This window comes from Cupriavidus gilardii, assembly GCF_013314895.1.
Classification (GTDB): Bacteria; Pseudomonadota; Gammaproteobacteria; order Burkholderiales; family Burkholderiaceae; genus Cupriavidus; species Cupriavidus gilardii_C.
Genome location: NZ_JABTYE010000008.1, coordinates 50,605 through 66,779, shown reverse-complemented (window position 1 = coordinate 66,779; position 16,175 = coordinate 50,605). Strand labels below are relative to the sequence as shown.

Here is a 16,175-nt window from a genome sequence, read left to right as displayed (position 1 = left end):
TCTCGTTTATTGGTAGCAGTGTGAGCACAATGGAGCCCCGTCCCAGCATCCTGATCGTCGACGATCACAAGGACATACGTGATCCGTTGTCGACCTACATCAGGCGCTTCGATTTCGACGTAGAGGCCGTGGCCGACGGCAAGGCGATGCGTCAGCGCCTGGAAGAGCGGCGGTTCAGCCTGATCATTCTGGACATCATGCTCCCCGGGGAAGATGGTCTGTCGCTGTGCCGTTACGTGTCGGAGCATGTGGGAACACCGGTCATCCTGTTGACCGCCATGACCGAGCAGGCCGACCGCATCGCCGGTCTGGAGATCGGCGCCGCCGACTATGTGGTCAAGCCCTTCGATCCGCGCGAGCTGGTGGCCCGCATTCGCAGCGTGCTGCGCCGCAACCGTCTGCCGGAGCCGCGCGAGCCCAGTGAGGTGCCGGCGCCCCGGGAATACCGCTTCACCTTCTGCGGCTGGACCTTCGATACGAGGACACGGGCGCTGCGCAACCCGCGCGACGAGGAGGTGCCGCTGAGCACCGCCGAGTTTCATCTGCTGCGGGCGCTGGTAGAGAACGCCAACCGCGTCCTGAGCCGCAGCCAGCTGCTCGACATGACGCAGCGCTCGGGCACGATGACGTTCGACCGCAGTATCGACAGCCAGGTCAGCCGCCTGCGCAAGAAGCTGGAGCCGGATCCGCGCCGGCCCGGCATGCTCAAGACCGTTCGCGGCGACGGCTACCTGCTCGCGACCAAGGTGTCGGTCCTCCCCTCATGAAATGGTTTCCGCGCAGCCTGTCGGGCCAGCTCGTGGCCCTGTGGCTGCTGGCGATGCTGGTCGCCCATGTCTTCGCCGTGGTCGCGCTGTCATGGTGGCGCGCGGACAATGTCACGCTCCATCCCTTGTCGGTGCGGACCATCGAGACGCGCATCCTGTCGGCCTATCGGCTGGCCAGCCGGGCGCCCGATGCCGACGCCTTGCTCGAAGACATCAGCCTGCCGGATTCGACGTTCCGGGTCGCTGCGCATGCCATGCCGGATCCGTTCGGCATGGGCGACCAGGAGCGCGCGATCGCGCAGCGCCTGCGCAGCCTGCTCGATGTGGCTCCGAATGTGCCGCTTCACGTCCGCCTGCAGCAGGCTGAGCCCGAGCGGGGCGGTCCACGCGGCGGCAACTGGCTGGAGCAGGCGTTCAACGGCTCGCATGCGCTGGCACTGGATGTGGAAGTCAAGCTCCCCAACGGGCGCTGGCTGCGCAGCCGGCACTGGCCGACGATGGTCCCGGCGCACTGGTCCCGTGTGCTGAGCTTCTCGCTGCTGGTCGGCATGCTGCCGACGGCGCTGATCGCCCTGCTGTTCGGACGCCGGATCATGCGTCCGCTGAGGCTGCTGACCGAGGCTTCGAAGCGCGTCAGCCGCGGCGAGCGGGTCATCCTTCCTTCGCCCGACGGGCTCAGCGGCGTGCGCGAAATCACGCAGGCGTTCAACGACATGCAGGAGAGCCTGACCCGCTTCGTCAACGGGCGCACGCAGATGTTCGCCGCCATCGGGCATGACCTGCGCACCCCGCTGACCTCGCTGCGCATCCGCGCCGAGCTGATCGACGATGACGAGCTGCGCGACGCCATGGTCAAGACGCTGGACGACATGAGCGTCATGGTGGAAGGCGCGCTGCAGTTCGCCCGCGACGATGCGCTGCAGGAGCCCACGCAGGATGTCCGGCTCGACGAGCTGATCCAGGAAATCGTCGACCAGCAGACGATCCAGGGGCGCGTGGTGCGCTGCGCATCGCGGCCGGATCCCGAGATGTTCTATCGCTGCCGCCCCGTTCATCTGAAGCGCGGGCTCGGCAACATCATCGACAACGCCGCGCGCTACGGGCAGGTAGGCATTCGTGTGGTAACCGACAAGGTCCGCAACACCTTGCGCATCGAAGTCGAAGACGAGGGGCCCGGGATCGATCCCGACCATCTGGAACGGGTATTCGAACCCTTCACACGGCTGGATTCCGCGCGCAGTTCGGATACCGGCGGCCTCGGTCTTGGCCTGGCGATCGCCCGTTCCTGCATCCGTGCCCACGGAGGCGACGTCACACTGGAGAATCGGTCCGAAGGGGGCCTGCGGGCCGTCATCGAGCTGCCGAACTAGGCGGCGCCGCGGGGCGCGGGCTGCGCCGCACAGGTGTGCTGGAGATTGTGGCGAATTGTGTCATCCGAATCGAGGCTGCAATAGTTCGCCACAAATCAACAAACGCCGGCAACATCAAATAGTAATCATTCGCATTTTGACGGGCGCCGATGCCTGCCGTTCCCTGGCGAGCGTCGAAATGCGGTGTTCACCTCTTTGACGGGGAGGGTGCTTCTAGTTTCCAGCGAAGGCTCGGCAGCACGTCATGTCCGTTGTCCTTCTCTGGAGTCCTCCGTGCAACAAAGAAAAATAGCGAACGCCATCCGCCTGCTGGTGTCAGGCGCTTCCGCGGGTCTGGTCATTTCTGTCTCGACGATTCCGCTCGCCGCGCACGCGCAAGCCACGGCGGACGGGGACAAGGCTGCGGGCACGGCCAGGACCGGAGGCAACGTGCTGCCGCAGGTAACGGTCTCGGGCGACGCCATCCAGAACACCAATGACGCGCCGCTGGGCATCTCGCGCCTGCCGGAGACGGTGAGGGAAACGCCGAAGACGATCAATGTCGTGCCGCAGGAGATCATCGAGCAGCAGCACGCCACCTCGCTCGAGCAGATCCTGAAGAACGTGCCTGGCATCACGATCTCGACCGGCGAAGGCAATGGCGGTCAGAGCGGCGACCAGTTCCGTATTCGCGGCCTGTCCGCCAAGGGCGACATCTACGTCGACGGCCTGCGCGATTTCGGCGCCTACAAGCGCGATGCGTTCAATACGGAAAGCGTCGAGGTCATCAAGGGACCTTCGGGCGAGAGCTTCGGCGTGGGCAATGTCGGCGGTCTGATCAACCAGACCACCAAGAAGGCGAACCTGCATACCAGCACCAGCATCGATCAGGGCTTCGCCACCGAAGACACCTATCGCACCACCGTCGACAGCAACTTCCGCCTGAACGACACCTCGGCGCTGCGCATCAACGGCATGTTCCAGAACGGCCGCGTTGCCGATCGCGCCCACGTCGGCGACGACCGCCGCGGTCTTGCCATCGATTTCGGCACAGGGCTGGGCACCAGCACCGAATGGCACCTGAACTATTCGTACCTGCGCCGCACCGGCGCGCCGGACTTCGGCGTGCCCGTCGCGCAGGGGGCCGACGGCATCTACCGTCCGCTGACCGAGTACGGCGTGCCGGGAATTTCCTCGTCGACCTCGTACGTGCGCAATACCGATCGCGACAGGACCGATGCGCACGTGGTGTCGTCGAACTTCAAGACGAAGCTCGACAACGGCATCACCGTCAGCAATGACACGCGCTTCAGCTATTACGAGCGCGACTTCTCGGCGACCAATCCTGCCGCAGTCAGTTACGCCAACCTCCAGAGGCTGCTGGCCGGGGGCAACGTCGCCCTGTCGTACGGCGCCGGCGGCGGCATGACGTATCTGCAGCGCGGCTGGGGCGTCCAGAACGTGCTGAGCGCCCGGGGCGAGTTCATGACCGGCAGCCTGCGCCACAAGGCGATGTTGGGCCTCGATACGATCTACCAGCGCGACCATCGCAGCATGGGCACCTGGACCGGCCGCAACAACAACCAGACCGTCGTCAATCCGGTCTTCGGCAACAGCCCGAACGCGACGGTGGCCTACGCCAACACGCGCGACGCCAATGCGACCAACGTTGGCGTGTTCGTCAACGATCGGGTCTGGCTCAACGACAAGTTCTCGCTGCTGGGCAGCCTGCGCTGGGACTACTTCCAGAGCGAATTCTCGACCAGCGCGTCGACGCTGGGCGGCAAGGCCGATTCGAAGAAGCTGAGCCCGGCCATCAGCGCGATCTGGGAGCCGACCAGGGACGCGATGTTCTACACGTCGTTCTCGCGCACCTACCGGCCGGTGGGCACCGATATCGCGGTGGCGGTCGGGGGCGTGGCGTCGGAAGTGCCGCAGAACGGCGTCGGCAACGAGCCCGAGCGTTCGGACACCATCGAGGTGGGCGCCAAGGTCGATTTCCTCGACAAGCGGCTGGGCCTGACCGGCGCGATCTTCCAGACGAAGAAGGCCAACGCCTACACGGTCGATCCGGTGACCGGCGATATCACCAACGGCTTCTCCGATTCCGGCGAAGGCCGCAAGATCCGCGGCGTGGAAGTGGGCTTGAGCGGCCGCATCGTCGGCGGCTGGACCGCCAATGTCGCCTATGCCTACCTGAGCGGCGAGGTGACCTCGGCCAGCAACGGCGCCATCGTCGGCAACGCGGCGCCGGGCGTGTCGCGCCACAACGTCACGCTGTGGACCGCCTATGACATCCCGCATACGCTGCTGCCGGTACCGGGCAAGCTGACCATCGGCGGCGGCCTGCAGTACGCCACCGGCTACTGGGCGGATTCGGCGAACACCGCCAAGATGCCGGACAACTTCTCGCTGGACGCGATGATCGCGTACAAGGTCGGCAAGTACCGGATCTCGCTGAACGGCTACAACCTGACGGACCATCTGAACTATCAGTCCTCGTTCGGTGCGGTGCGCGCGGTGCCGACCTCGCGCAGGACGTTCCTGCTGAACGTCGGCATGACGTTCTAAATGGAAACGAAGGCGCCGGCAGTCTGCGGCGCCTTCGGCTTTTGGGGAAGCCGCTAGAATCGGGACTTCCGCTGCCTCGCCGCCCTTTTCTTGCACCGACGCTGCCATGCTGGTCCAGATCCCCGATGTCCTGACCCCCGAAGAGATCCGGTATTGCCGGGAACGGCTCGAGCGCTCGCAATGGGTCGACGGACGCGTGACTGCTGGCGATCTGGCCGCGAAGTCCAAGCACAACCTGCAGATTCCGGTCGACAGCGCCGAGGCCCGCGAGCTTGGCGAGCTTGTGCTGACGGCATTGGGGCGCCACCCCACCTATCATTCGGCCGCGCTGCCCTTGCGCGTGATGCCGCCGATGTTCAATCGCTACGACAGCGAGATGACCTTCGGCACCCATGTCGACAATGCGATTCGCACGGTGCCGGGAACCGGCGGCATGCGGATTCGCGCAGATGTGTCCAGCACGCTGTTCCTGTCCGATCCCGACGAGTACGACGGCGGCGAGCTGGTGATCGAGGACCTCTACGGCTCCCACACGGTCAAGCTGCCCGCCGGGCATCTGGTGCTCTATCCCGCCTCGTCGCTGCACAGGGTGACGCCGGTCACGCGGGGGACGCGCTGGGCCTCGTTCTTCTGGGCGCAGTCGATGGTCAAGGACGACGGCCAGCGCCGCATGCTGTACGAACTCGATCTCGCCATCATCGAGATCCGCAAGCAACTGGGCGATGACAAGGACGCCGTGCTGGCCCTGGTCAATCACTATCACAACCTGCTGCGTCGCTGGGCGGAACTGTGACGCGCTGGCAAATCCCTGCCGATACCGTCTCGCTGCGCGACTATGAGCGGCGATTCCATGAACGGACGGAGCCCGCCATTCGCGCCTATATCGCCGGCGCCGCCGCGGATGGCATCACCCAGCACGAGAACGGTGCCGCCTTCGAGCGTCTTCGGCTGATGCCCCGGGCGCTGGCCGACATGTCGCAGGCATCGGCACGACGGACGCTGTTCGGCGAGGTGCTGGACCATCCGATCCTGATCGCACCGACGGCCTTTCATCGGCTGGTGCATCCGGACGGCGAGCTGGCGACCGTGCAGGCGGCGTCGCTGACGCGCACGTGGATGACGGTCAGTACGCAGTCGAGCGTCACGCTCGAGGACATCGCGCGGGCATCGACGGTGCCGCTGTGGTTCCAGCTGTATTTCCAACCCCGAACGCAGGACACGCTCGATCTGGTGCGCCGCGCGGAGCAGGCCGGCTACCGGGCCATCGTCGTGACGATCGACGCGGCGGTCAGCGGCGTGCGCAATATCGAGCAGCGGGCGGGATTCCGCTTGCCGGACGACATCAGCGCCGTGAATCTCGCCGGCTATCCGCTGGTCGCGCCGGTCAGCGCAAGCAACGGCAGCCCCGTCTTCCGCGGCATGCTGAAGAATGCGCCGACGTGGCGCGATATCGAAGCCCTGTGTCGGCAGACTTCGCTGCCGGTGCTGGTCAAGGGGCTGCTCAACCCGCAGGATGTCGAGCCTGCACTGCGCGCCGGGGTTGCAGGCATCGTGGTATCGAACCATGGCGGACGTACGCTGGACACCGTACCGGCAACGATCGATTGCCTGCCCGCCATCGCGGCGCTAGTCCGCGGCAGGGTGCCCGTATTGCTCGATGGCGGGATCCGACGCGGAACGGACATCGTCAAGGCGATCGCTTCGGGCGCGACGGCGGTGCTGCTCGGACAACCGGTCCTCCACGCGCTGGCGGTGGGCGGCATGCCGGGCGTGGCGCATATGCTGACGTTGCTGCAGACCGAGCTGGAGATCGCGATGGCGCTGACGGGCTGCCCCACGTTGGACGCGATCGATGCGTCCGTTCTGGCGCCGTCGCGATAGCGGTGTTGGCGGGCGCCGAGCGCCGGGAGCGGGCTCGCTACTGATAATAAGTTATCATTTTCCGATCCATGCGCGCCGCCGGGCGTGCTGTCTTTCATCCTGTCCGGGGAACCGGCAGCATCGCAGAAGGACGATCGACACATGTATTCGCTACTCTCGCGCCCTCTGTTTGCCATCGCCTTCGCCGCGATATCGATTGGCGGTCAAGCGCGGGCCGCCGAACCCCATGTTCATGGGCAGGCCACGCTCGATGTCGCCGTCGAGGACCAGGTGCTGTCGATCGCGCTGGCATCGCCGCTCGACAATGTGTTCGGTTTCGAGCGCCTGCCGCGCACCGACGCCGAGCGGCAGAAGGTCCGTCAGGCGGTCGCCAGCCTGCGCGATGGCGCGGCGCTGTTCTTTCCTTCTCCCGAGGCGGATTGCCGCTTCGAAGCCGCGCAGGTCCATCTCGGCGCGCTGCACCACGGCTTGACCGGCGAGGGCGAGGCCCCGCGGGGCAAGGTGCACGCCGAGCACCAGCAGCATGCGGATCTCGATGCGGACTACCGCTTCCGCTGCACGCGTCCCGAGGCACTGCGTTCCGTCGAGGTGCGCGTGTTCCGTCTGTTCCCTGGCGTGAACCGGATTGCCGCGCAGCTTGCCACCGACAAGCGCCAGTCGGGCACGACGCTGACGCCGGCACAGTCGCGCCTGCGTTGGTGAGGGTGATGGCTGCTGCAACACCACAAGCGGATCGAGGCGAGCCGCTTGTGGCCGCCGAGAACGTCGTCTTTCGCTGGCCTGGACGCGATGGCGGTGCGCTGACGCTGCCGTCGTTCGAACTGGCGCGCGGCGAGCATTTGTTCGTGTCCGGCCCAAGCGGTAGCGGCAAAACGACATTGCTGTCGCTGTTGGCCGGCGTGGTGGCGCCTCGCCAGGGCACCGTCCGGGTCGCCGGCACCGACCTGACAACGCTGCCGGCCGCGCGCCGCGACCGCTTCCGCGCCGACCACATCGGCATCATCTTTCAGCAGCTGAATCTGCTCCCTTATCTGTCCGTGCTCGAGAACGTGCTGCTGCCGTGCCGCTTTTCCGCGAGCCGCAAGGCCCGCGCATGCGAGCAAGCCGGCGGAACCGGGGAGGCCGCCGGCATGCTGCTCGAGCGGCTCGATATGCCGGCCAGCCTGTGGCGGCGCCCCGCAGCGCAGCTGTCGGTCGGACAACAGCAGCGGGTGGCGGCGGCACGAGCGCTATTGGGGCGGCCGGCGCTGATCCTGGCCGACGAGCCCACATCCGCGCTCGATGCCGCCCGGCAAGCTGCGTTCATGGCGCTGCTGCAACGAGAGTGCCGAGCATCGGGCGCCGGGTTGGTGATGGTCAGCCACGACGAACGCCTCGCCTCGGGCTTCGACCGGCGCTTTACGATGCCCGTCGCCGACGAAGGGGAATCGACATGACGGCGCTGATGGCGATCGCCGCGCGCAGCGCCTGGAACCGGCGCGCCAACCTGGTGTGGATGGTGCTGGCCATCGCGTTGTCGACAGCGTTGCTGCTCGGCATCGAGCGGGTCCGGCATCAGGTGCGCGCCAGCTTCGCGCAGTCGGTGTCGGGCACGGACCTGATCGTCGGCGCCCGTACCAGCCCGATCCAGCTGGTGCTGTACGCGGTATTCCGGCTCGGCGGCGCGACCAGCAACATCAGCTGGGACAGCGTGCAACGCCTCGCCAGCCACCCGCAGGTCGCGTGGACGATCCCGCTCTCGCTCGGCGATTCGCATCGCGGCTTTCCGGTGCTGGCGACCACGGCCGCCTATTTCGAGCATTTCCGGCATGGCGACGGCCGTGCATTGCGGCTCGCGCAGGGCAGGCCCTTCGGCGTCATGCATGACGGCATGGATGACCGCATGTTCGATGCGGTGCTCGGCGCCGAAGTCGCGCGCCGCCTCGGCTATCGCATCGGGCAGCAGATCGTGCTGACCCATGGCGATGGCGCGGCACCGGGCGCGCTGCGCCTCGAGCACGACGACAAGCCCTTTACCGTGGTCGGCATCCTGGCGCCGACCGGTACGCCAGTCGATCGAACCATCCATATCGGCCTGGAGGCGATGCAGGCCATCCATCTCGATTTTCAGGGCGGCACACGCGTGCCCGGCGCCACGATTGCCCGCGAGCATCTGCGCCGATTCGATCTGACGCCCGATAGCGTTACCGCGGTGCTGGTCGGCCTCAAGCTGCGCTCGCGAGTCTTCGCCCTGCAGCGCGAGATCGCTCAGGACAAGCGTGAGCCGTTGATGGCGGTGTTGCCCGGCGTGGCCCTCGACGCGCTGTGGGACGTGGTCGATATCGCGGAGAACGCGCTGCGTGCCGTATCGGCGATGGTCGCGGTGATCGGGCTGGCCGGTCTGGCATCGTCGATTCTCGCTGCGCTCGGCGAGCGTCGCCGCGAACTGGCGATCCTCAGAGCGGCCGGGGCGCGGCCGCGCGACATCCTGGCGTTGCTGGCCATCGAGGGCATGATCCTGATGCTGACCGGCGTGGTCGCGGGCGTCGCGCTGCTTTCGCTGACCTCCGCGCTGCTGGCGGGCTGGCTGGAAGCGCGTCTGGGTGTGGCCCTGCCGGTATCCTTGCCGAGCGTGGCGGAACTGCCGATGCTGGCGGCGCTGGTGCTGGCCGGGTTTGCAGCGAGCCTGCTGCCGGCATGGCGCGCCTACCGCCTGAGCCTGGCAGACGGGCTCAATCCAAGGACATAAGGCATGACAAGGCAAACGGGAACCGAAACGCGAACCAACCCGCAGCGCCGCAAGTGGCTGCGCGCGGCGGGCGGCGTGGCGGCGGTGGCTGGTCTGAGCGCCGCGGGCCTCTGGTGGATCCGCCGCGGCGGCGATTCGGCTGGGTCGGCTGCGGCGGCGCGGCCCAAATACGCGATCGGCGAAACGCTGGAACGCCAGGCGCCTGCTGCCGCTGCTGCGCCCACCAGCTATCGCGAGATCGAATGGGACGCCTTGCTGCCGAAGGGATGGGATCCGCTGGCGCCGCTGAAGGGCCTCGATCTGGCGCAGATGGAAGATGGCGATCCACGAGCCCAGGCAGCGCTGGAGAAGGCAAAACAATACTGGCAGCAAGCACCCGTCGAACCGTCGCTCGACGGCTCGCCGGTGCGGCTGCCGGGCTTCGTGGTGTCGCTCGGCGGCGAAGGCGAGGCCATCAGGGAATTCCTGCTGGTGCCGTACTTCGGCGCCTGCATCCACGTGCCGCCGCCGCCCGCCAATCAGGTCGTTCACGTTCAGGCCAGGGCACCACTGCAGGGTATCCGTACGATGGACACCGTATGGATCGAGGGCGTGCTGCGCGTCGAACGCGCGGAAACGGCGATGGGCGACAGCGGCTACGCGATGCGCGAGGCACGGGTCGAACCGTATCTGGAGCCGAGGCGCGAACGGCCCTGAGCCGATGGCAATGGAACGGCGTGCTGTGCGCGCAGCGGCTCCCGCGCATTGCGCGGCGCCCCGGAAACACCGGATGGCGTGGGGCGGCAAGATGTGGCCCAATGCGCAACGAACCCTTCGGTTCCGATAACCACATCCCAGGAGACTTCGAATGAAGCCAGGCCGCGCCCTGCTCAGCATGCTGCTGTTCGCATCCGCTACCACCGCCTTCGCGCAGAACAAGCCGGTGGTGCAGTTCATCGCCACGGGCGGCACCATCGCCATGAAGATCGACCCGGTCAAGAACGCACCAGTGCCGGCGATATCGGGCGACGACCTGCTCGCGACGGTGCCCGATATCGGCAAATACGCGACCATCCAGGTCAACAATCTGTCCAACGTGCCGTCGGACTACATGGACCCGCCGCGCTGGATCCAGCTGACCAGAGCGGTGCAGGCGTCCCTGGATCGGCCGGACGTGGCGGGGGTGATCGTGTCGCACGGCACCGATACGCTGGAGGAAACCGCGTACTGGCTCGATCTGACGGTGCGGTCGGACAAGCCGGTCGTGCTGATCGGCGCGCAGCGCAACGCGTCGTCGCCCGACTTCGATGGCCCGCGCAATCTGCTCAATGCCGCGCGCATCGCCGTCGACGAACAGTCGAAAGGCAAGGGTGTGATGCTGGCCATGAACAACCAGATCAATGCCGCCCGCTACGTCACCAAGACCCACACGGCGAATGTCGAAACGTTCAATTCGGGCGACTTCGGTTTTATCGGCGAGGTATATCCGGACCGCGTGATCTACGTCAGCACGCCAGCGCGGCGCCAGCATGTTCCGATTCGCACGGACAAGATGCCCGACGTGGAAATCGTGGCGATGTACGGCGGGGCGGACGGCGCGGCCTTGCGCAGTGCGGTCGACCGCGGCGTCAAGGGCATCGTGGTGCAGGCGCTCGGCATGGGCAACATGAATCAGCCGATGTTCGAGGCGGTCAAATATGCGTTGTCGAAGAACGTACCGGTCGTGATCTCGACACGCGTGCATAACGGACGCGTGCTGCCGAACTACGGCTTCGTCGGCGGCGGCAAGACGACGTTCGACGCCGGCGCCGTCATGGCCGACGATCTGAAGCCGGCGAAGGCCCGCATCCTGCTGATGCTGCTGCTGCAAAGCGGGCTGAGCAGCCAGGCAGACCTGCAGGCCGCGTTCAACCGCTGACTTTGCCGAGGTCGCCCGGCACTTCCCGCATCGACACCTGGCCGAGCTGACCGCGACGATCGCGGCTTACGACATGGTGTCGCGCTGCGCGGCTCCCTCTCCCGCTTGCGGGAGAGGGTTGGGGAGAGGGAAGGAGGGCATCAAAGCGTCCGGGCGCTCAGCGCACCGACGTGCCGCCCGAAGGCGATGCCCGATCGGCCTCGAAGTCCATCGTATCCATATCGACATCGGTCGCCACCGGCTTGCCGAACAGCTTCAACCAGACGAAGCCGAGCACGCCCGCGGTCAGCGACGCCAGCAGGATCGCCATCTTCGACGCATTGATGATGCCCGGCTCGCCGGTAAAGGCGAGGTTGGTGATGAAGATCGACATGGTGAAGCCGATACCGCCCAGAAGGCCCGCGCCGACGACATGGCGCCAGCGCAGATCCAAAGGCAGCTTGCACAGGCCGATGGCGACCGCAAGGAAGCTCAGGATCGCGATGCCCAGCGGTTTGCCGACCACCAGCCCGGCCAGGATGCCGAGGCTGTTCGACGAGCCCAGCTCCTGCGCCCAATCGCTGCCAACCACGATGCCGGTATTGGCCAGCGCAAAGATTGGCAGGATCACGAATGCCACCGGCCGGTGCAGCACATGTTCGAGGCGGTGCGACGGCGATGCCTCGTCGTCCTGCCTGGCGGAGAACGGAATCGCGAACGCCAGCAGCACGCCGGCGATGGTCGCATGGACGCCGGACTTCAGCATCAGGAACCACATCAGTACGCCGCCCACTAGATACGGGACCAGCGACATCACGCGCAGCACGCGGTTCATGACGAGCAGCACGCCGAATACCGCCAGCGCGCCGGCCAGATAAACGACCGACAGCTCGGCCGTGTAGAACAGCGCGATCACGATGATGGCACCGAGGTCATCCATCACGGCAAGCGCGGTCAGGAAGATCTTCAGCGAGGCGGGCACGCGGCTGCCGAGCAGCGCCAGCACGCCCAGCGCAAACGCGATGTCCGTTGCCATCGGAATGCCGATGCCGGCCTGCGTCGGCGTGCCGCCATTGAATCCGAAGTGAATCAGTGCTGGTACGGCAATGCCGCCGGCCGCCGCAACGATGGGCAGCAAGGCGTTCTTGAAGCTGGACAGTTCGCCGTTGTACAGCTCCCGTTCGAGTTCGAGGCCGATCAGCAGGAAGAAGATCGCCATCAGCGCGTCATTGATCCAGTGCTCGACGCTGAGACCGGCGACTTTCACATGCCAGATATGGAGGTACTGATCGCCGAGCGCCGAATTGGCCAATATCAGCGAGAGGATCGTGCAGACGATCAGCAGGATGCCGCCGGCCTTTTCCGACTCGAAAAAGCGCTTGAACGTATTGGAGAGTCTTCTTTGTACGATTGCCATGTGGCCCCTCTTGCGGGAGATATACCGGGATGGAAGCGAATGGAATTCCCCGCGCGCAGGCGCGCTGGCGGTTCGCAGGGCCGGAAGGCGCGAACGGCAGCGCCGCGTGACAACGCGGTGAAACGGGGAATCGACCAGGGGAGTGGTCTGGAGAAGGGTGGTGCATGCATCGGTCGCGGAAAAGCCGCGTGGCGGCCCGACCGACGCAAATCCTGCCACCCCGTGAGGGTGAGCACCCAGGCGCGAGTATACCGGAGCGGGATGGCAGGAGGGCTGGACGTCGCTGTGTGGGGTCAGCTTTTGGCCGTGGCAGCGCCGTGCCGGCGCCCGAACGGCAGCCGCCATCCCAGCGTCATGCCCGCCGCGGCAATCAGGATCGCCGCGGCGCCGGCCCACTGCGCCCAATCGAGCCGCAGCCCGAAGGCCACCATATCGACGACGATCGCCACGACCGGATAGATGAAGGAGAGCGCCGCGGTCATCGCCGTCGACAGCTTCTGGATCGCGCCGTACAGCAGGATATAGACCAGCCCGGTATGGACCACGCCGATCGTCATCAGCATCGTCCATGAGCCGTCATAGGCCGCGAAGTCCGACAGATTCGCAAACGGCGTCAGCATCGCCATGCCGACGCAGGCCTGGATCAGTGCGATCAAATGCGGGGGCACGCCCGCCAGGCGCTTGGTGATGATCGCCGCGACCGCATAGAAGAATGCCGCACCGAGGGCCAGCGCGATGCCGCCGAGATAGTCGGTCGCGCCATGCCCGTGATCCGGCTTGGCCTGCACGATCATCAGCACGCCCGCGAACGCGATCAGCAGCCAGGCCAGCTTGGTCAGCGTGATGCGTTCGGAAAACAGCAGCGCGCCCAACGCAACGAGCATGAAAGGCTGCGTGTTGTAGACCGCCGTCGCGATCGAAATCGACGCGCGCGGATAGGCGGCGAACAGCAGCAGCCAGTTCATCACGATGGCGACACCGCCCAGCGCGGCCAGGCCCAGCGTGCGCCAGGTCAGCTGCCGCAGCATGCCAAGGGCCGCGCAGACCGCGAACAACGTCAAGGCGCCGAACAGGCAGCGCCAGAACACCACGTCGTGGATTGGCTGTCCGGACTTGACCACGAACCAGCCGATGGTGCCGGACAACACCATCGAGGCCGTCATTTCGGCTGTGCCGCGTAGGGAATTCACCGTCTTTCTCCTGAAGGCTGAATGGTGTTTAGAATCGCACGACGCAGGGGCGGATTCTATAGCCTCCGTTAGGACGGAGCGGCGCTGTGCCTGTATTTGGAAGGCAGATTGCCTTCTTTACCGAGGAATCGAAAAAATGCTGGACGATGTCGATCGACGCATCCTGGCCGTGCTCGCCGAGGACGCCCGAATTTCACTGAAAGAGTTGGCCGCTCGCGTCGGGCTGTCGCCGCCGAGCACGTCGGAACGGCTCAAACGTCTGGAAGAGCGGAAGGTCATCCGTGCCTTCACCGTCGATATCGATCCGGCCGCGCTGGGTTACCCGCTGCAGGCCATCGTTCGCATACGGCCGATGCCCGGCAAGCTCCATATCGTGCAAAAGCTGATTGCCGAAATTCCGGAGATCGGCGAATGCGACAAGGTGACCGGCGAGGATTGCTTTGTCGCGCGGCTGTATGTGCGTTCGATCGAGGAGCTGGACGGGTTGCTGGATCGCGTCGCGCAGCTCGCGGAGACCAATACCTCGGTGGTCAAGGCCAAGGTCGTGCCGAAACGCGGCGCGCCGATCGGGGAGACCCGCGAATAGGGCAGCGCGTCGCCCGCCGATCGTCGCAAAGTGTCGTTCCGATCTGCATGGTGGAACGACCGCGGAAAATCTTGCCAAAAACCGGCGCGACGGTACATTGTTGCGGAGAACCGGAGGGCGAGATCGTCCGGCCATATCACCATCGGAGGTGGAGACAAGCGATGCGTACCGTCAGCGTGCAGTTCCTGTTCGATTTCGGCAGTCCCAACGCCTATCTCGCGCACAAGGTCATTCCCGGCATCGAAGCGCGGACCGGGGTCAAATTCGAATACGTGCCGATTCTGCTCGGCGGCCTGTTTCGGCTGACCGGCAATCGTTCGCCGATGGAGGCCTTTGCCGGCATCAAGAACAAGCCGGAATACGGGCGGCTGGAAATGCAGCGCTTCATCAGGCGGCATGGCCTGACCGCGTTCCGAATGAATCCCCACTTTCCGGTCAACACCCTGCAGATCATGCGGGGCGCGGTCGCGGCCAGTCACGATGGCAGCTTCGAGCGTTATGTCGATGCGGTCTTCAGCGCGATGTGGGAACGCGGGACGAAGATGGACGATCCGGCCGTCATCGAGGCTGCCCTGAATGAAGCCGGCCTCGACGGTGCCCGTCTGCTGGAGGCGATCAACCAGCCGGCCGTCAAGGAGACGCTGCTGGCCAATACGCAGCTGGCCTTCGAGCGCGGCGCCTTCGGCGCGCCGACCTTCTTCGTCAATGACGAGATCTTCTTCGGCAAGGACAGCCTGCGCGACGTCGAAGAGGAAATCGTGCGGGCGCGCGCCGCCTGACCGCAGATCGCCCTTCCACCCATTCGGAGCCTTCTTGCCCATGAAAACACGCATCACGGAACTGTTCTCGATTCGCTACCCGATCATCCAGGGCGGCATGCATTTCGTCGGTCTTGCCGATCTGGCGGCGGCCGTTTCCAATGCCGGCGGGCTGGGCATCATCACGGCGCTGACCCAGCGCACGCCCGAACTGCTGGCCAGGGAAATTGCGCGTTGCAAAGAGATGACCGACCAGCCGTTCGGCGTCAATCTGACCTTTCTGCCGACGTTCTCGGAGCCGCCCTATGCGGAGTACATCGCCGCCATCGCCGAAGGGGGCGTACGCATCGTCGAGACTGCCGGCCGCAGTCCCGAACAGTACATGCCGGCCCTGAAGGCGGCCGGCATCAAGGTGATTCACAAATGCACGTCGGTGCGCCACGCGCTGAAGGCGGAGAAGATCGGCTGCGATGCGGCCAGCGTCGACGGTTTCGAGTGCGGCGGCCATCCCGGCGAGGACGACGTGCCGAACATGATCCTGCTGCCGCGGGCCGCGGAGACGCTGAAAATTCCGTTCGTTGCTTCGGGTGGTATGGCGGATGGCCGCAGCCTGGTGGCCGCGCTGGCGCTGGGCGCCGACGGCATCAATATGGGCACGCGCTTCCTGGCCACCGAAGAAGCGCCGGTTCACATCAACGTCAAGCAGGCGATCGTCGAAGCGAGCGAGCTCGATACGCGGCTGATCATGCGGGCGCTGCGCAATACGGAGCGCGTACTGAACAATGGCGGCGTCGAGCGGCTGCTCGAGATCGAGCGCGAGAAGGGCGCCGATCTGAAGATTTCGGATATCTACGACCAGGTCGCCGGCATCTATCCGAAGGTGATGGTCGAGGGCGATGTCGAGGCCGGCGCATGGAGCTGCGGCATGGTCGCCGGCCTCATCCACGATATCCCGAGCGTCAAGACGCTGGTCGACCGCATCGTCAGGGAGGCCGAACAGCTGACGTTCGAGCGCCTGGCGGGGATGTTCGACGCGGGGCGCTGAGCGGTGC

At 65.8% G+C, this 16,175-nt stretch carries 15 protein-coding genes; 13 read left to right on the top strand and 2 right to left on the bottom strand.

Annotation, left to right across the window (positions count from 1 at the left end):
• Positions 1-29: 29 nt before the first annotated feature.
• The 10 genes from HTY53_RS10040 (at position 30) to HTY53_RS09995 (ending at position 11,193) form a co-directional block, all read left to right on the top strand.
• Positions 30-767, top strand: coding sequence for a response regulator (locus HTY53_RS10040; RefSeq protein WP_174106350.1), 738 nt, complete (start codon positions 30-32; stop codon positions 765-767).
• Positions 764-2,137, top strand: coding sequence for an ATP-binding protein (locus tag HTY53_RS10035; protein WP_174106349.1), 1,374 nt, complete (start codon positions 764-766; stop codon positions 2,135-2,137). The genes HTY53_RS10040 and HTY53_RS10035 overlap by 4 nt, the downstream gene beginning before the upstream one ends.
• A 273-nt stretch (positions 2,138-2,410) precedes the next feature.
• Positions 2,411-4,687 (top strand): TonB-dependent receptor, encoded by a 2,277-nt coding sequence (locus tag HTY53_RS10030; RefSeq protein ID WP_174106348.1) that lies wholly within the window; start codon positions 2,411-2,413, stop codon positions 4,685-4,687.
• Between the two features lie 106 nt (positions 4,688-4,793).
• Positions 4,794-5,480, top strand: coding sequence for a Fe2+-dependent dioxygenase (locus tag HTY53_RS10025; protein ID WP_174106347.1), 687 nt, complete (start codon positions 4,794-4,796; stop codon positions 5,478-5,480).
• A complete protein-coding gene (locus HTY53_RS10020; RefSeq protein ID WP_174106346.1) occupies positions 5,477-6,568 on the top strand; it encodes an alpha-hydroxy acid oxidase in 1,092 nt (363 codons plus the stop codon). The genes HTY53_RS10025 and HTY53_RS10020 overlap by 4 nt, the downstream gene beginning before the upstream one ends.
• A 141-nt stretch (positions 6,569-6,709) precedes the next feature.
• On the top strand, positions 6,710-7,270 hold the full coding sequence (locus HTY53_RS10015) for a DUF2796 domain-containing protein (RefSeq protein WP_174106345.1): 561 nt from the start codon (positions 6,710-6,712) through the stop codon (positions 7,268-7,270).
• 5 nt (positions 7,271-7,275) lie between these two features.
• Positions 7,276-8,004, top strand: coding sequence for an ABC transporter ATP-binding protein (locus tag HTY53_RS10010; RefSeq protein ID WP_174106344.1), 729 nt, complete (start codon positions 7,276-7,278; stop codon positions 8,002-8,004).
• The gene (locus HTY53_RS10005) at positions 8,001-9,296 is read left to right on the top strand and encodes an ABC transporter permease (protein ID WP_174106343.1); all 1,296 of its coding nucleotides are present in this window, start codon (positions 8,001-8,003) and stop codon (positions 9,294-9,296) included. The genes HTY53_RS10010 and HTY53_RS10005 overlap by 4 nt, the downstream gene beginning before the upstream one ends.
• A gap of 3 nt (positions 9,297-9,299) precedes the next feature.
• Positions 9,300-9,992, top strand: a complete 693-nt coding sequence (locus HTY53_RS10000) for a DUF3299 domain-containing protein (protein ID WP_238511889.1) — start codon at positions 9,300-9,302, stop codon at positions 9,990-9,992.
• Between the two features lie 151 nt (positions 9,993-10,143).
• Positions 10,144-11,193, top strand: coding sequence for an asparaginase (locus HTY53_RS09995; protein ID WP_174106342.1), 1,050 nt, complete (start codon positions 10,144-10,146; stop codon positions 11,191-11,193).
• Positions 11,194-11,350: 157 nt separating this feature from the next.
• On the opposite strand, the gene nhaA is transcribed toward HTY53_RS09995, so the two are convergent.
• Both nhaA and HTY53_RS09985 read right to left on the bottom strand, forming a co-directional pair.
• Positions 11,351-12,589, bottom strand: coding sequence for a Na+/H+ antiporter NhaA (gene nhaA / locus HTY53_RS09990; protein WP_174106341.1), 1,239 nt, complete (start codon positions 12,587-12,589; stop codon positions 11,351-11,353).
• A gap of 293 nt (positions 12,590-12,882) precedes the next feature.
• Positions 12,883-13,839 carry a DMT family transporter gene (locus HTY53_RS09985; protein ID WP_438820945.1) on the bottom strand — a complete coding sequence of 319 codons (957 nt, stop codon included), beginning with the start codon at positions 13,837-13,839 and terminating at the stop codon, positions 12,883-12,885.
• Between the two features lie 76 nt (positions 13,840-13,915).
• Between HTY53_RS09985 and HTY53_RS09980 the strand changes: the two genes are divergently transcribed.
• The 3 genes from HTY53_RS09980 (at position 13,916) to HTY53_RS09970 (ending at position 16,168) form a co-directional block, all read left to right on the top strand.
• Positions 13,916-14,365: an Lrp/AsnC family transcriptional regulator gene (locus tag HTY53_RS09980; protein ID WP_174106340.1), complete on the top strand. Its 450-nt coding sequence runs from the start codon at positions 13,916-13,918 to the stop codon at positions 14,363-14,365.
• A 161-nt stretch (positions 14,366-14,526) separates the two neighbouring features.
• A complete protein-coding gene (locus tag HTY53_RS09975) occupies positions 14,527-15,144 on the top strand; it encodes a 2-hydroxychromene-2-carboxylate isomerase (protein WP_174106339.1) in 618 nt (205 codons plus the stop codon).
• Positions 15,145-15,184: 40 nt separating this feature from the next.
• Positions 15,185-16,168: an NAD(P)H-dependent flavin oxidoreductase gene (locus HTY53_RS09970; RefSeq protein ID WP_174106338.1), complete on the top strand. Its 984-nt coding sequence runs from the start codon at positions 15,185-15,187 to the stop codon at positions 16,166-16,168.
• Positions 16,169-16,175: the final 7 nt, after the last annotated feature.

Coding starts and splice junctions, on each gene's coding strand:
- HTY53_RS10010 (WP_174106344.1), top strand. CDS start 7,276: ATGGCTGCTGCAACACCACAAGCGGATCGAGGCGAGCCGCTTGTGGCC.
- HTY53_RS10005 (WP_174106343.1), top strand. CDS start 8,001: ATGACGGCGCTGATGGCGATCGCCGCGCGCAGCGCCTGGAACCGGCGC.
- HTY53_RS09975 (WP_174106339.1), top strand. CDS start 14,527: ATGCGTACCGTCAGCGTGCAGTTCCTGTTCGATTTCGGCAGTCCCAAC.
- HTY53_RS10025 (WP_174106347.1), top strand. CDS start 4,794: ATGCTGGTCCAGATCCCCGATGTCCTGACCCCCGAAGAGATCCGGTAT.
- HTY53_RS10015 (WP_174106345.1), top strand. CDS start 6,710: ATGTATTCGCTACTCTCGCGCCCTCTGTTTGCCATCGCCTTCGCCGCG.
- HTY53_RS10035 (WP_174106349.1), top strand. CDS start 764: ATGAAATGGTTTCCGCGCAGCCTGTCGGGCCAGCTCGTGGCCCTGTGG.
- HTY53_RS09970 (WP_174106338.1), top strand. CDS start 15,185: ATGAAAACACGCATCACGGAACTGTTCTCGATTCGCTACCCGATCATC.
- HTY53_RS09980 (WP_174106340.1), top strand. CDS start 13,916: ATGCTGGACGATGTCGATCGACGCATCCTGGCCGTGCTCGCCGAGGAC.
- HTY53_RS10040 (WP_174106350.1), top strand. CDS start 30: ATGGAGCCCCGTCCCAGCATCCTGATCGTCGACGATCACAAGGACATA.
- nhaA (WP_174106341.1), bottom strand. CDS start 12,589: ATGGCAATCGTACAAAGAAGACTCTCCAATACGTTCAAGCGCTTTTTC.
- HTY53_RS09995 (WP_174106342.1), top strand. CDS start 10,144: ATGAAGCCAGGCCGCGCCCTGCTCAGCATGCTGCTGTTCGCATCCGCT.
- HTY53_RS10000 (WP_238511889.1), top strand. CDS start 9,300: ATGACAAGGCAAACGGGAACCGAAACGCGAACCAACCCGCAGCGCCGC.